Consider the following 14,430-nt stretch of genomic DNA (forward strand, 5'->3'; position numbering starts at 1 on the left):
CGTCATTTTGTTGCGTATTCAGTTTCATCAGAGTTTTCAGTCACAAAAAGCCGGGTGGTCCGGTCAGGCGCCGCTCGTCGCAGGCAGATGGCGCTTTGGTGGTCGCGCAAGAGGGCGTTAGTGTAGCCCAAAGCAGACAGCATCAGAAGATCCGGCATTTTAATTCAGCGCGCCAGCCTTGAAAAAACAGTCGCCAGCGCCATGTACAGCCCTTACACTGAGGCTTCAATCACGACCTCAGTTCAGGGAGTCTGACATGCTGGATCCGAAAAAAATTGAAGACATTGCGCGCCAGATTGGCGCCTCTATTCCACCAAAATTCCGTGAAGTGGCCGACGATGTCGAAGCCAAGGTCAAAGCAGTACTGCAGGCCAAACTGAGTTCGCTGGATTTTGTCTCGCGGGAAGAATTTGACGTCCAACGCCAGGTGTTATTGCGCACCCGCGAAAAACTCGAAGCGCTGGAACTGCAGGTCCAACAACTGCTGGCTGCTCAAGCCGCTGATAAAACTGAATAAGGAGCTATCGTGGACGATTTTGACCTGGATTTAGATCATCTGGATTTTGATGCTGCTGCAGAAAACAACGCGGCAAAATTGGCCGCAGCAGATGCAGCTGCCGCTGCCGCAGAAGCGTTACCGGACGAAGACGACTGTGCCGGCGGCGCCTGTAAAATCTGACCCGCTCCCAAGGCTAGTCACCGCGCTGGCCTGCAGCCTACTGCCAGGCTGGTCAGCGCCGGGCCTTGCTGCCACGGCAGACTGGCAGCGGATCCACAGCCCGCAACTGCAATACGATCTGCAATATCAGGCGGTGCCAAGCCCCGGTTATCAACCGGGTGATCCGGTGCTTTATGTCACCGACGGCGCCTGGTACGCCGAACCGGGCCAACTGCCTGAGCTGATCCAGCAACTGCGTCATGCAGGCAAGATCCGGCCTTTGTTATTGGTACTGGTGGATGCGCGCGATCCGGCGGATTTGTCCGTCAACCGACGTCATCAGCAATTTATGTGTAATCAGCAGTATGCGGCGTTTTTCCGCGATACCTTGTTACCCGCAGTGCAACAACAATATCAGCCATCGACTGCACGAACAGACCGGGTGATCCTTGGTTTGTCCTTCGGCGCTATTAATGCCGCCTGTTTTGGCCTGTTACTGCCTAATCAGTTTGGCAATCTTGCAATGCAATCGCCCGGCAATAAAGACCATCTGGCGGTACTGACCAAACTCTATCAACAACAGCCGTTGCTGCCACTGAAGATGTCGTTGTCCTTTGGTACCCTGAACGATAATCTCGGCGCCGGCCGCAAATTCCATCAGACTTTGCAGCAAAAAGGTTATGCCGTGGCCTATCAGGAAGTGCGTTTTGGCCATAACTGGCACAACTGGCAACCTTTATTGGATGACGTCCTGCTGCACTTTTTTCCCGCGACATCGACGCCATCGACGGGTGGTTAATCGCATTTAGCGATTACATCTATTTATTTATATCATTTTTTAAATTCATGTGGTGACCCTAAGCTGATCAGGCAGGAAAGAGCTGACTCAGACAGAGGACCACAACATGTACAAAAAAACGTTAGTCGCGTTAGCGATACTCACTCAGATAAGCGGTAGTTTCGCCCTCCAGGCGCAAACTCTGACCAAAGACAACGGCGCACCGGTCGGTGATAACCAGAATTCCATCACTGCAGGTCCAAACGGCAGCACGCTGCTGCAAGACGTACATTTAATCCAGAAATTACAGCGCTTTGCCCGTGAGCGGATCCCTGAGCGAGTGGTCCATGCCCGCGGCACCGGTGCCCATGGCGAGTTTGTTGTCAGTCAGGCTATTCCGGATTTAACCATCGCCAGTCTGTTTGCACAGGCCGGGAAAAAGACACCAGTGTTTGTGCGCTTCTCGACCGTGATCCACGGCAACCACAGCCCGGAAACCCTGCGCGACCCGCGTGGTTTTGCCACTAAGTTTTATACCGATCAGGGCAACTGGGATTTAGTCGGAAATAACCTGCCGGTGTTTTTTATCCGCGATGCGATCAAGTTCCCGGACATGGTGCATTCGCTGAAGCCGTCACCGGTCGACAACATGCAAGACCCAAATCGCGTCTTTGATTTTATGTCGCAAGACCCGGCCTCGACCCACATGCTGACGCAAGTGTATTCAGACCTCGGTACGCCAGCGAGCTACCGTGAAATGGATGGCTTTGGTGTTCACGCATTTAAATTCGTCAATGCCAAAGGCGAGACGACTTATGTCAAGTTCCAGTGGAAATCACAGCAGGGCATCAAGAGCCTGAATGCGGATCAGGTTGCCAAAGTACAAAGCATGGACTTTAACCATCTAACGCGGGACTTGTATAAAGAAATCAATGCCGGCAATTTCCCGAAATGGGACCTTTACGTGCAAACACTGAAGCCGGAGCAGCTGGATGACTTCAGTTTTAACCCGCTGGACGCGACCAAAGTGTGGCCGGGTGTGGCAGAGACCAAAGTCGGCACTATGACGTTGAACCGGATGCCGGATAACTTCTTCCAGGAAACGGAGCAGGCCGCATTTGCGCCAGCCAATCTGGTGCCAGGCATTGAGCCGTCGGAAGACCGTCTGTTGCAAGGCCGTGTATTCAGTTACAGCGACACGCAAATGTATCGCCTTGGTGCCAACCATCAGCAATTGCCGATTAACCGGCCACTGGTTGCTGTCAACAGCAACAATCAAGATGGTGCGATGAACTATGGCAACACCAAATCGAATGTGAACTACGAACCGTCCAGTATCGAGCCAAAACCAGCACTGGCAGCGGCCCGCGCTGTGGCGACGCCGCTGTCGGGCACTGTGCAGCAGCAAATCATCGCCAAGACTGACAATTTCAGTCAGGCCGGCGACTTCTACCGCCAGTTGGACAAAACCGCGCAGCAGAACCTGGTACGCAATCTGGCCGGTGATTTAGGTGCGGTGCGCGATAGCAACACCAAACACAAAATGCTGGCGCATTTTTACAAGGCGGATGTGAACTACGGCACTGCGCTGACCAAAGCAGTTAAAGGCGATATCAAGACCGTGAAAGCGGTGGCGGCAACGCTGTAAAAAGGTGGTCCGGTCCCGTCACAGGCAGGAGTGCCGGGACCTTCTGAGTGTTTAAGTCCTGCGGGGCCCTTTGGCTCCTTCCTGCAATTAGGGTTGGGCTTCGCAGGCATTTTATGGACAGAACAGCTCCGGGAGATTTCAGATGAAAACAAAACGACAGCTGGCCGCAGCATTATTTGTGTTGATGTTCGCTGATGTGGCAGCAGATCCGTTACAGCCTCCAGCGCAGATGGCGACAGCAAAGGCTGCAGAACAGAAGGTGGCCCCGCAGCAGACAGCCACGTTGGCTGAGTTAAGCCGTTATTTTTTTGCCGCAGCGCGCACGGGTGAAATGGCGGTGTTAAAAGAGTTCTTGCAAGCCGGCTTTCCGGTCGATATGCCCAATGATGGCAGTTACACCGCGCTGATGATCGCGGCTTATCAAGGTCAGGCGACTGCGGTGGACTTATTGCTGAAGGCCGGTGCCGATGCCTGTATTCGCGACAAAAGAGGCCATACCGCTTTGATGGGCGCGATGATCAAAGCCGAGTGGGGCATTGCCAGGCAGTTATATGCCATTGATTGTGATCAGGAGAATACCGCAAAAGCAACAGACGCCATCACCGACAAAAGCCAGATGACGGCGGCGCAATTCGCGGAAAAATTTGGCCAGAGTGAGAAATTCAAAGCGCTGGCAACCGAGCTGCAGTCAGCTAAAACAAAGGACGCTTCGACTTCTGCAGCCGGTCAGCCTTAAACTAAGGCTGGTTTAACCGCGAAATGCGGTGACTTTGATTTCGATTTTCCAGGCCGGATCGGCGAGGCGCGCTTCGACTGTGGCACGGGCAGGTGCCTGACCAATGGCAACCCAGCCATCCCATGCCTGATTCATGCCGGTGTAATCCGCCATATCCGCGAGATATATAGTCGCGTCTACGATATCCGCTTTGCTGGCACCGCAGTCCGCCAGTAAAGCATCAATTTGTGCCAGCACATCGGCAGTCTGGCCCTGAATATCCAGGCTGGTGTCGTTTGGCACCATGCCGGCACAAAAAATAAAACCGCCGGCGATCACGGCTTCGGAATAACGGGTTCCCGGTAAAATACGCTGAATCATGGTTGTTCTCCGTAGAAGTTGCGCTGTTTTAACAGGCGGCGATCCTATTGGCAAGTGACATTGAAGGCCTGGTCTCAACGAGGCCGCCCATCAGGGCAAATCAGCGAAAATCGAGGCTTGCCTGTTGCATCAATGGGCTGGGAACGAGAATATACGCTGCATTTCACTAGAGGTTAAAGGATTCAGACTGATGAATAATCCAGCTCCCGGATTGACGATGAATAAATGGCTGTTATTGCTACTGGTAACACTGGCATTTGGCATCAGCGGCTATCAGCGTTGGTTACAACAAGACTGGCTCGCTTTAGGCGCGGTGATTACGGCCTGGTTGATCGTCATTTGGCTGATCCAGCGCCATCGCAGGCAAGGTGCTGCAGTGCTGGCCGTGGAAATCACCTCTTTAAAATCTCAACTACAGCTGGACGGTGATCTGCTTCGAATTGCCGACGAAAGTTGGCCACGTCAGGCCATTTCACAAGTGGAAATGGGCGTTATTGATCAGCAGCGGGCCTATCTGTATTTGACGATCGAACCTGAGCCAACCAGCGCAGAAACAGCTGAGCGGACGCGTAAGTTTTTAATTCCTTATGCCGAATATGAGTTGGTCCGACAGCAATTGAGTGCGGCACTGCCCAATGCGCGCTGGCTATTACCTTAAGACCGAAGTTTGTCTGCTTATTGTGTATAAAAAAAGCCCCGCTTTGGGCGGGGCAACGGGTGTTGAGAGTATTCAGCAAACTCTCGTGGGAAATAAACCTTATTCAGCGCTGTTAGTTTTAGCGGTATCAACATGGTTTTCTTTGGTTGAAACCTGAATTAAATCAAACTGCTGCATCGCCGGTACTTTAGCCTGAATTTGCGCTTCCAGACCGTCCAACTGTTGCAGCGAGCTGCAGATTTGCTGGCCACGCGCTTCCAGTTGCTCGCCGCGGACATTCATATCTGCTTCCAGCTCGTCGCCAAATTTTTCCATTTTCTGGCCGAATGCTTCCATCCGCTGGTCAAAATTGCCTTCACCGCTGCTCATGGCTTTACCAACCAGCATCAGCGCATTGCCGGTGATTTCGGCGACTGACTCTTCAATGGCTTTGGACATTTCGTCATCAAAACCGTTGTCAATGCCAGCCAATTTGCTGCCGTTGATGCGGATACTGTTGTCGCTGCGCAGTAAAATCTGGTCAAGGTTAGTGCGCATCTTGTTCAGCGCGCGGTCGATATTGGCCTGTGCGTCGCCGTTGTCGACTTCAAATTGTGCCATCACACGGGTCAGCGCTTCAGATGCCATGGAGACTGCATCTGCGACCAGCGTCACGGTTTGTTCCGCATTGTCGCGCAGGCCGGCCTGATATTGCTGCAATAACACGGCGGTGGATGCATCGGTATCGACTGATTTATTGTTGATCCAGAGTTGCCCTTGATCGCTGATGCGCCACAGTGGATTGTCACTACGCAGCAATTGCACATCGGCGCGTTGCACTAATAAATCGTCGTGTAATTCCAGTGAGCAGTTCTGCTCAGATTCGTGTGCCATAGCGATTGAGCTAAATAAAGTGGCTGCAATTAACAGTTTCATAAGTCCATTCCTTCTTCATTGTGTTTGATGACGTCAGAGCTGGTCCGGCTGAACCTATGCTGACTGTTACAGATACTTGGATATCGCAAAGGCTGTGCCAAAGTTTATCTTATTGATTTATATGAAGTGTTGTTGATGATGCGTTGGAAAGAGAAATCGGAAACTGGTGTTTTTCACCAATATTTAGCTAAATTCCCACTATCGCCAGACAGTATTGGTATATAACTAATTTGCATAAGTGGTGCAGATCAATTCTTTATTGTTTAGCCGTCTATATGGATAAAATAACGACAATTTTGATAGTACAGGTGTCGTTATGCCGTTTACTTCACTGATCGCACCGGCCAGCCCGCTGAATGCGCAGCAAGTTCAGGATTTACAGAAACTAGTCAGCCAGCTCAATCCAATTCAGCAAGCTTGGGTCAGTGGTTATCTGGCGGCTGCTGCCCAGCTCGCTTCCGGCACTGCCGTAGCCGGCGCTGCTGCAGCACCGCAACAGGCTGCAGTGCTGACCATTTTATATGCCTCGCAAACCGGCAATGCCAAAGGTGTCGCCAGCAAAATCAAAGCAGCGGCCGAAGCACAGGGTGTTGCGGTGCAGTTGCAGGACATTGCCTCCTACAAGACCAACGGCCTGGTGAAGGAAAAATTCCTGATCATCGTGACCTCGACTTACGGCGAAGGCGAGCCGCCGGAATCTGCGGTGAGTTTCCATAAATTCCTGTTTGGTAAAAAAGCGCCGAAACTGCCGGACCTGCAATATGCAGTGCTGGGTCTTGGCGACACCAGCTATGAGTTTTTCTGTAAAACGGCACAGGATTTTGATGAGCAGCTCGAAGCGCTTGGCGCCAAACGCCTGTATGCCCGTGCCGATCTGGATGTTGATTACGCCGATGCCGCCGCGACCTGGCAGCAAGGGGCGTTAGAAGTATTCAGCCCGCTGTTAAAAGCCTCTGGCGCTGGCAGTGCGCAAGTGATCGCTTGGCCTGGCAGCACTGCAACGGCCGGTCATCACAACCCGTATGACAAACAAAATCCAGCCAGCGCTGAGCTCGCGGTCAACCAGAAAATCACTGCGCGCAATTCCACCAAAGATGTGCGTCACATTGAGATTTCCTTAGCCGATACCGGCCTGACCTATCAGCCAGGTGATGCGTTGGGTGTGTTTTTCGATAACGACCCGGCGCTGGTTGATGCCGTGCTGCAAGCGACTGGCACCGCGGCCGATGCCGAAGTCAGTTTTGGCGCTCAGACACTGACGCTGCGCGATGCGCTGCAACGTGAATTAGAACTGACGCAGTCCTACCCGTCTTTTGTCGAGAAATATGCCGCAGCGACCGGCAACAGCGAACTGCAGCAACTGGCAACCGATAAAACAGCATTACGCGCTTATCTGGCCGAGCGCCAGACCGCAGACGTGATCCTGCAGCATCCGGCACAGTTAACCGCCCAAGCTTTAGTGGATTGCCTGCGTAAAGTGCAGCCACGGTTGTATTCGATTGCTTCCAGTCAGGCTGAAGTCGGCGAAGAAGTGCATTTAACTGTTGGTGTGGTGCGGTTTGATGCTTTTGGTCAGACCCATTTAGGCGGCGCTTCCGGTTTCCTCGCCGAGCGGCTGGAAGAAGGTGGCAAGGTGCGGGTCTTTGTTGAGCACAATGACAACTTCCGCCTACCGGATAACGACACGCCGGTCATTATGATTGGCCCTGGCACTGGGATTGCGCCGTTTCGCGCCTTTTTACAGGAGCGGGACAACGCCGGTGCAACCGGTCAGAACTGGTTATTCTTTGGTAACCCGCACTTCAGCCGTGATTTCCTCTATCAAGTGGAATTGCAGGACTATTTAAAACGCGGCGTGCTAAGCAAACTGGATGTGGCGTTTAGCCGTGATCAGGCGCAGAAAGTCTATGTGCAGGATAAACTGCAAGCCAAAGGTGCCGAAGTCTGGAACTGGCTGCAGCAGGGTGCCCACCTGTATATTTGTGGTGACGGCAACCGGATGGCCAAAGATGTCCATCAGGCTTTGTTGCAGATCGCCGAGACGCATGGCGGCCTGAGCGCGGACGCGGCTGCAGACTATTTCGAACAACTGCGTGAAACCAAACGTTATCAGAAGGATGTGTATTAATGAGCCAATATCCAATTAACCCTGAACTGCAGGTGCAGGGCGCGCTGTCTGATAACGAGCGATTAAAAGCCGAAAGCCATCATTTACGCGGCACTATCACCACAGACTTAAAAGATGAAATTACCGGCGGTTTCACCGGTGATAACTACTTAATGGTGCGTTTTCACGGCATGTATCAGCAAGATGACCGCGATTTACGCGCAGAACGTGCTGAGCAAAAACTGGAACCGCTGCACAACGTGATGCTGCGGGCGCGGATGCCTGGCGGCATCATTAAGCCGGAGCAGTGGTTGGCTATCGACAAGTTCGCCAGCGAAAAAACCCTGTACGGCAGTATCCGCTTAACAACGCGGCAGACGTTCCAGTTCCACGGTGTGTTTAAGCCAGACATCAAGCCAATGCATCAGATGCTGAACAGCATTGGTATCGATTCGATTGCCACGGCCGGCGACGTCAACCGCAACGTGCTTTGTACTTCGAACCCGGTGGAATCAGTGCTGCACCAGCAAGCCTATGAATGGGCTGTGAAAATTTCTGAGCATCTGCTACCGAAAACCCGCGCTTATGCCGAAATTTGGCTGGATGAGGAAAAGGTTGAAACCACCGAAACCGAACCGGTACTGGGCGATACCTATTTACCGCGGAAGTTCAAAACCACCGTCGTCATTCCGCCGCATAACGACATCGACGTGCATGCCAACGACTTAAACTTTGTCGCTATTGCCGAAAACGGCCAGTTAGTCGGCTTTAACGTGTTAGTTGGTGGTGGCTTGGCGATGACGCACGGCGACAAAGGCACCTACCCGCGCCGCGCTGAAGATTTTGGCTTTATCGGCCTCGAACACGTGCTGAAAGTGGCTGAACATGTGATCACAGTACAACGTGATTATGGTGACCGGGTTAACCGCAAAAATGCCAAAACCAAATACACCATCGACCGTATCGGCGTGGAAACCTTTAAGCAGGAAGTAGAAGCCCGCGTTGGTGTGAAGTTTCAACCAAGCCGTCCTTATACCTTCACCCATCGCGGCGACCGCTTTGGTTGGGTCGAAGGCATTGACGGCAAACACCATTTAACGCTGTTTATCGAAAACGGCCGCTTGCTGGATTACCCGGGCAAGCCGCTGAAAACCGGCGTGTCGGAAATTGCCAAAATCCACCAAGGCGATTTTCGCATGACGGCGAACCAGAACCTGATCATCGCCGGCGTTGCCGCTGAAGATAAAGCGCAGATTGAAGCCATTGCCCGCGCGCATGGCTTGATTGAAGACACTGTGACCGAACAGCGTAAGAACTCGATGGCCTGTGTGTCGCTGCCGACTTGCCCGCTGGCAATGGCGGAAGCTGAGCGCTATTTGCCGACTTTGGTGACCCATGTTGAAGGCATTCTGGCGAAACACGGGGTGGCGGAAGACCACATTATTCTGCGGGTGGTCGGTTGCCCGAACGGCTGTGGCCGCGCCATGCTGGCGGAAGCTGGTTTAGTCGGCCGTGGCCCTGGCAAATACAATCTGTATCTGGGTGGCAACACCGCCGGTACGCGCATTCCGAAGCTGTATTTAGACAATGTCGCCGAAGCGGAAATTCTGGCGGCACTGGACACGCTGATTGGCCGCTGGGCACTTGAACGTCATGCCGGCGAATGTTTTGGTGATTTCGTGATTCGGGTCGGCGTGGTCGCTGAAGTGAAAGTCAGCAAAACCGACTTCCACGCGTAGATAAACTGTAGGGGTAACCCTTGCGGTTACCCGCCATACAGCGGAGTCGGCAGGGCGGGTAGGTACGGTAAGCAAAGCGCCACCGTACGTTTACCGCCACCGTATATTGGCTGCCCGCCCAAAACACAGCTTTCACGCATCGGTTTGGTCAGCGCTAGGGGTAACCCTCGTGGTTACCCGCCAAACAAACAAAGCAATACAGGTAAACAAATGAGTTATCAGCAGATTCTACAGCTGGACCCGGCCGCGCAGCTGCAAGCATTAGCGGCGATCAATCAGCAGCTGGCGCCGTTGTCGCCCGCTGAACGGGTGGCTTTTGCGCTGCAGGAATTACCGGGCCAGCATATGCTGAGTTCCAGCTTTGGCATCCAGGCGGCAGTGATGCTGCATCTGGTGACTCAGGCCAAAGCGGACATTCCGGTCGTGCTGACCGATACCGGTTATTTGTTCCCGGAAACTTATCGTTTTATTGATGAGCTGACTGAACGGCTGCAGCTGAATCTTCAGGTGTATCGCGCACAGATCACGCCGGCCTGGCAGGAAGCGCGTTTTGGTAAGCTCTGGACGACGCCGGAAGGTTTGAAGCAATACAATCAACTGAACAAAGTCGAACCGATGCAACGCGCGTTGCAGGAGCTGCAAGTCAGCAGCTGGTTTACCGGCCTGCGCCGCAGCCAGAGCAGCAGCCGCACCGAGACGCCGATTGTGGGTATTCAGCGTGGCGTGTTGAAGATTAATCCGATTGTCGAATGGACCAACAAAGATATTTTTTACTATCTGAAGGACCATGACCTGCCGTACCACCCGTTGTGGGAACAGGGTTATGTCTCAGTCGGCGACACGCACTCCAGTGCGCCACTGTCAGCCGGGATGAACGAAGAAGACACCCGCTTTAATGGAATGGGCCGCGAATGTGGCCTGCATGTCGCTGGGGACGGCATCTAACAACTGCACGAAGGCACAGCCAGCAAGAACGAACCCGCCGCTATGCGGGTTCGCACCTTTTGCAGGATAACTAGGTTGTGGCGCTCAAATGGCGTCTAAACCCAACTGCCAGCCATAACAGCGCCAGCCAACCGAATCCAAAGCCACCACCGGATTTTTCTGCCGGCGCTTCTGGTTTTGTTACCGGAGGTACTTCAGTCGCAGTGGCTGTAATAGTCACACTGACTTTGCCGGTGGTGACACCACCTCGTCCATCAGTCACCTGATACTGAATGTCATCGGTTCCGGAAAAACCCGCCTTGGGCTGATAGCTCAGCTGCTGATCAGGCAAAATGCTGACCAGGCCCTGCGTGGCTTTCGCGTCGGTGACAGTCAGCAGATCAAAGTCGGGATCAGCATCGTTTGCCAATACCGCGATGGTAATTTTGGTCGTGTTATTGGTTGTGGCGCTTTCGTTTTTGACCACAGGTGGCCGATTCGGTAACTGAATTTGCCTGATCCGTTCACCATCGGCATTATCTGTAGCGACATAATAAAGCTTGCCACCCAGCTCTACCATGCTGGCACCGATATCGGCGAATTGCTGCGCAGGCAGCAGGTTGCCTTGCAGCACCGGCTTACCATTCACCTGTTTCCATTGTCCTAGTTGGTTCTCAGACAGCAGATAGGTTGAATCCAGAAATTGAATCGAATTGCTAAAAAACTCGCCGGTGAACTGCTGTTGTGCTGGGGTGCCATCAGGCTGAAATTGCTGCCCCCAGCTGCCAAACAAAAAATCACCGTTTTGTATGACTCGCGGCTCTGGTCGGTCGTATGCATCAAAGTGTACCGGTTTGCCTGTCGGCAGATTTCTGGTTTGGTTGTTAAGATCCAGTTTGACTAAATTGCGGGTGAAGATACCACCAGAATCCCAACCGCTCTCGTAATGTTCGGCGATCCCAAAAAGCTGCTGCCGGTATTCAAACACTTTGAGCAGGTTTGAAAAGGTTGGATTCACCATTGCCCCGCCAGCTGATTCCATTTTTCTCGCTAAGGCTTTATTCGCTGTGTATGCCAAGTCTGAAAGATTCAGGATCCCTTCTGACAAGTAGACCTTGCCATTGCTGATGCCGAGCAGCCGAATCGCAGATGAGGAGGGCGGTAACCATTTGAGATTCTGAACTTGGCCTGATATCAAATCAAAATGATTCAATCGTGCCGTGTTGATGTATGTGTCGCCTTCGTATCCTTCTTTATGGCTGAGATAATAAAAACTGTCGCCAATCAACATGCCATCACTACCCTGGTATTCTTCCAGCACAGTGGTGGTGGCTTCAAAACGCTGAGTGTCAGGATTAAAACGGTGGATCTTGTTGTAGCGTAAATGCCACAGATTTGTACTGCCCGGCAGCAACATTAAATGTTTAGCGCTGAGATTGTCTGAAAATGTATCTAAAACAGATGTTTGCTGAGTCTTCGGGTTGAAGCTTTTAACACGCCATTGCTCGTTCTGCTCCAACCATAACAAAGTATCTTTCCATGTAATCAAGCCACGGATGGGGGTGCGGTTCGTGACCTGAACCTGTGCCAGTTCTAGTAATTTTGTCGAAGGCAGCACTAAGTAAGACGGTGCCTTCCCTTTACATTCACGGGCGGTGAGGTTGTTCGCTGGTGATCCATAGACGAATAAGCAACTGTTTGCCACATAAAACAGCTGCTCATTCAGTTCGACCGGTTTTACATCGACATAACCATGGCAACAATAGTCTTTTGAGGTAAACCACGGCTGCTGGAGTGACGTAAATTGAGTTGCTGTTGACTGCAGTTGGGCGATTCCGCCTCTGCCGTAAAACATCACAAAACTGTCGTCTGGCAGCCCCTGAGCACAGGAATAACTCTGAGTACAAACAAGCAAACTACCATCCCAATTACGATTGTTGTCAAAAATCGTTGTATCGATTTGTACAATTTTCTGACTGGCAAAATGGAGGCGTTTAAACTGCGAAGCCCGCCCGTTTTCATCTTTGGTCACATACAACAAATGGTTGGGGCTGATGCCAATCACCTGGAATTTATTCGGTTCAGCATTGAGCGCTGTAGCATTCAGAATGATTTGCTCATTGCTGTGACGTTTCTGCATCACCACATTACCGTTACTTAAGAACCAAAATAACTGTTGGTGTTTAATGACAACCTGAGTTGGCAACGACTCATCTTGCAGACTGTACTTTTGCGAATTTGGCCACTCGTGGCATGTCTTACCAAGACAAAATAAGCCTTCTTTAACAATGATTTGGTCAGAAGCTTTGAGTGTGGTTGCAAAGGGATGGAACAGGCCATCGGCCGCATCTAATCGAAAAACTAAGCTGTTGCCTTCGGTATTCAGGTCACAATAGAGCAAGGGGCCATTTTCCCAGCCCTGTATCGAACAGTTTTTTAATTCTTCTTGCGGTTGCTGGGCAAACGCACTGTAAAAAGACTCACTTTTGGGATCAAACCATTCGACATAGCCAACCGGCGCAATTTTTAGCAGCAAGCGGTTGCCTATCTTGATTCCTTCCTCAGGTAGATCAGGTTGATACGAGCCATATTTTTCTTTACGGGGAAAATGCGAGCGCCGTACATCAGCAATTTTTCGTTGAACCTGAGTTTTAGGGTCAAACTCTAGGATGAAATGGGCCGCCAAATCTTTGACATAATCATTCGTCTTCTCTTTGGCAAATAAATAGACTTTTTCATTCAGATTGACCGCATTACCGGTCAGATATTCGACATTGGCCAGGTGTTTCTCAGTGAGTGGATCAATAACCTGTTGCGCCTGGATCATTGTGGCCGCGCTCATCAGCGCGAACGCTACAAATCGTTTTATTCCATTCATCAGCAATTCCCTGCATTTACGTCCGGTAGGATTATTGCATAAAAGTTAACACGAGAAACACATTTTATTCAATCGTTCCTTTTTTAGTGTGAGGCTTGTTCCAAGAAAACCCGAATATTTGCAGCAAAGTAATTGCAGGCCACCCATCGCCAGAGCAAGACCTGCCTGTCGCCGGTGACGGCATCTGAACAACAAACGCCTGCGCCAGCGTTGCCGCAAGCGTGTTGATCTCTGGCTAAAGGTTATATCGCCTGCACAGTGCTGAGCGCCTGCGGATTAAATAACCGTGCCGGCAAAGTTTGTGGTGTCACCACATCGTAATGCAGCACCGTCACGTCTTTGCTTTGCATCCGGTCCAGCAGTTCCATTGCGACCACGCGCGGTGCTTCACTGTTACTGCTGCGGACAAAACGGGCGGATTTGGCCTGTTTGCCGGATGGCAGATAAAACTCAGCCCGCAGCGGGAATTGATCGGTGCTGCTGACCCATAGCTCAATGCGTTGATAGCTCAAGCCTTCGCGCTTGGCCTGCAGGCTCAGCTGAATACCTTCACTTTGTGTATCTGCGGCCACCAACTGGTAATCCTGTTGCCAATTCAGTGTTGCGACATCACCGCTGGACGCTTCGCCCATCAGCTTTTGCAGCGGCGTGATGCGCAGCGCGCGGCGGCTGCCTGGTAGCTGTAACCAGAATTGCTGGTCCTGCAATAACACTTTTTGCCCCTGGCTGGTGCCTCCAGTGAAAATCACCAGCGACTTGCGATCTTCGCCCGACAACAGCTGATACGGCTGCATTTTTTCGCTGCGACCGGCCTTGATGGTTTCAATCCGGCCCTGCAGCACAAAACTTTGTTGCGGTCCGCGAAACTGTTCGGCGGTCGCCAGATATTGCTGCGCCTGCGGCAGTGGTAATTCAGCGGCGACGCTGACATTGAGGGCGCTGCCGAGCAGTAACAAAGTCGGGATCAGTGTCGTCAGACGGGAAAATGTATTCAGTTTCTGTGTCATGGTGCAGTTCCTTACCGTGCTT

At 52.0% G+C, this 14,430-nt stretch carries 13 protein-coding genes; 9 read left to right on the forward strand and 4 right to left on the reverse strand.

Features of this window, described 5'->3' with window-relative positions; all coding sequences use genetic code 11:
- Positions 1-256 precede the first annotated feature (256 nt).
- From ubiK to ACFFJP_RS15895, 5 genes are all read left to right on the forward strand, one after another.
- Positions 257-517 (forward strand): ubiquinone biosynthesis accessory factor UbiK, encoded by a 261-nt coding sequence (gene ubiK, locus ACFFJP_RS15875; RefSeq protein WP_377246282.1) that lies wholly within the window; start codon positions 257-259, stop codon positions 515-517.
- Between the two features lie 9 nt (positions 518-526).
- Complete coding sequence (locus ACFFJP_RS15880; protein ID WP_208932701.1) at positions 527-679, forward strand: hypothetical protein; 153 nt, start codon at positions 527-529, stop codon at positions 677-679.
- A complete protein-coding gene (locus tag ACFFJP_RS15885; protein ID WP_377246285.1) occupies positions 654-1,457 on the forward strand; it encodes an alpha/beta hydrolase in 804 nt (267 codons plus the stop codon). The genes ACFFJP_RS15880 and ACFFJP_RS15885 overlap by 26 nt, the downstream gene beginning before the upstream one ends.
- A 106-nt stretch (positions 1,458-1,563) precedes the next feature.
- The gene (locus ACFFJP_RS15890; RefSeq protein ID WP_377246288.1) at positions 1,564-3,084 is read left to right on the forward strand and encodes a catalase; all 1,521 of its coding nucleotides are present in this window, start codon (positions 1,564-1,566) and stop codon (positions 3,082-3,084) included.
- Between the two features lie 142 nt (positions 3,085-3,226).
- The gene (locus ACFFJP_RS15895) at positions 3,227-3,820 is read left to right on the forward strand and encodes an ankyrin repeat domain-containing protein (protein WP_377246291.1); all 594 of its coding nucleotides are present in this window, start codon (positions 3,227-3,229) and stop codon (positions 3,818-3,820) included.
- A gap of 12 nt (positions 3,821-3,832) precedes the next feature.
- Here the strand turns inward: ACFFJP_RS15895 and ACFFJP_RS15900 are convergent, their stop codons facing one another.
- Positions 3,833-4,180: a RidA family protein gene (locus ACFFJP_RS15900; RefSeq protein ID WP_377246294.1), complete on the reverse strand. Its 348-nt coding sequence runs from the start codon at positions 4,178-4,180 to the stop codon at positions 3,833-3,835.
- A 190-nt stretch (positions 4,181-4,370) separates the two neighbouring features.
- On the opposite strand from ACFFJP_RS15900, the gene ACFFJP_RS15905 reads away from it, so the two are divergent.
- On the forward strand, positions 4,371-4,838 hold the full coding sequence (locus ACFFJP_RS15905; RefSeq protein WP_377246297.1) for a hypothetical protein: 468 nt from the start codon (positions 4,371-4,373) through the stop codon (positions 4,836-4,838).
- 99 nt (positions 4,839-4,937) lie between these two features.
- Here ACFFJP_RS15905 and ACFFJP_RS15910 read toward each other — a convergent pair whose 3' ends face one another.
- Positions 4,938-5,753, reverse strand: coding sequence for a DUF2884 family protein (locus ACFFJP_RS15910; RefSeq protein ID WP_377246300.1), 816 nt, complete (start codon positions 5,751-5,753; stop codon positions 4,938-4,940).
- Between the two features lie 316 nt (positions 5,754-6,069).
- Between ACFFJP_RS15910 and ACFFJP_RS15915 the strand changes: the two genes are divergently transcribed.
- From ACFFJP_RS15915 to ACFFJP_RS15925, 3 genes are all read left to right on the forward strand, one after another.
- Positions 6,070-7,881, forward strand: coding sequence for an assimilatory sulfite reductase (NADPH) flavoprotein subunit (locus ACFFJP_RS15915; RefSeq protein ID WP_377246303.1), 1,812 nt, complete (start codon positions 6,070-6,072; stop codon positions 7,879-7,881).
- Positions 7,881-9,599 (forward strand): assimilatory sulfite reductase (NADPH) hemoprotein subunit, encoded by a 1,719-nt coding sequence (cysI, locus tag ACFFJP_RS15920; protein ID WP_377246306.1) that lies wholly within the window; start codon positions 7,881-7,883, stop codon positions 9,597-9,599. The genes ACFFJP_RS15915 and cysI overlap by 1 nt, the downstream gene beginning before the upstream one ends.
- 210 nt (positions 9,600-9,809) lie before the next feature.
- Positions 9,810-10,544, forward strand: coding sequence for a phosphoadenylyl-sulfate reductase (locus ACFFJP_RS15925; protein ID WP_377246309.1), 735 nt, complete (start codon positions 9,810-9,812; stop codon positions 10,542-10,544).
- A 70-nt stretch (positions 10,545-10,614) separates the two neighbouring features.
- Here the strand turns inward: ACFFJP_RS15925 and ACFFJP_RS15930 are convergent, their stop codons facing one another.
- Both ACFFJP_RS15930 and ACFFJP_RS15935 read right to left on the reverse strand, forming a co-directional pair.
- Positions 10,615-13,401 carry a cadherin-like domain-containing protein gene (locus tag ACFFJP_RS15930; RefSeq protein WP_377246312.1) on the reverse strand — a complete coding sequence of 929 codons (2,787 nt, stop codon included), beginning with the start codon at positions 13,399-13,401 and terminating at the stop codon, positions 10,615-10,617.
- A 242-nt stretch (positions 13,402-13,643) separates the two neighbouring features.
- Positions 13,644-14,408, reverse strand: coding sequence for an outer membrane lipoprotein-sorting protein (locus tag ACFFJP_RS15935; RefSeq protein WP_377246315.1), 765 nt, complete (start codon positions 14,406-14,408; stop codon positions 13,644-13,646).
- Positions 14,409-14,430 lie beyond the last annotated feature (22 nt).

Source organism: Rheinheimera tilapiae (assembly GCF_042432165.1).
Taxonomy (GTDB): Bacteria; Pseudomonadota; Gammaproteobacteria; order Enterobacterales; family Alteromonadaceae; genus Pararheinheimera; species Pararheinheimera tilapiae.

Coding starts and splice junctions, on each gene's coding strand:
- ACFFJP_RS15915 (WP_377246303.1), top strand. CDS start 6,070: ATGCCGTTTACTTCACTGATCGCACCGGCCAGCCCGCTGAATGCGCAG.
- cysI (WP_377246306.1), top strand. CDS start 7,881: ATGAGCCAATATCCAATTAACCCTGAACTGCAGGTGCAGGGCGCGCTG.
- ACFFJP_RS15910 (WP_377246300.1), bottom strand. CDS start 5,753: ATGAAACTGTTAATTGCAGCCACTTTATTTAGCTCAATCGCTATGGCA.
- ubiK (WP_377246282.1), top strand. CDS start 257: ATGCTGGATCCGAAAAAAATTGAAGACATTGCGCGCCAGATTGGCGCC.
- ACFFJP_RS15900 (WP_377246294.1), bottom strand. CDS start 4,180: ATGATTCAGCGTATTTTACCGGGAACCCGTTATTCCGAAGCCGTGATC.
- ACFFJP_RS15935 (WP_377246315.1), bottom strand. CDS start 14,408: ATGACACAGAAACTGAATACATTTTCCCGTCTGACGACACTGATCCCG.
- ACFFJP_RS15925 (WP_377246309.1), top strand. CDS start 9,810: ATGAGTTATCAGCAGATTCTACAGCTGGACCCGGCCGCGCAGCTGCAA.
- ACFFJP_RS15890 (WP_377246288.1), top strand. CDS start 1,564: ATGTACAAAAAAACGTTAGTCGCGTTAGCGATACTCACTCAGATAAGC.
- ACFFJP_RS15895 (WP_377246291.1), top strand. CDS start 3,227: ATGAAAACAAAACGACAGCTGGCCGCAGCATTATTTGTGTTGATGTTC.
- ACFFJP_RS15905 (WP_377246297.1), top strand. CDS start 4,371: ATGAATAATCCAGCTCCCGGATTGACGATGAATAAATGGCTGTTATTG.
- ACFFJP_RS15930 (WP_377246312.1), bottom strand. CDS start 13,401: ATGAATGGAATAAAACGATTTGTAGCGTTCGCGCTGATGAGCGCGGCC.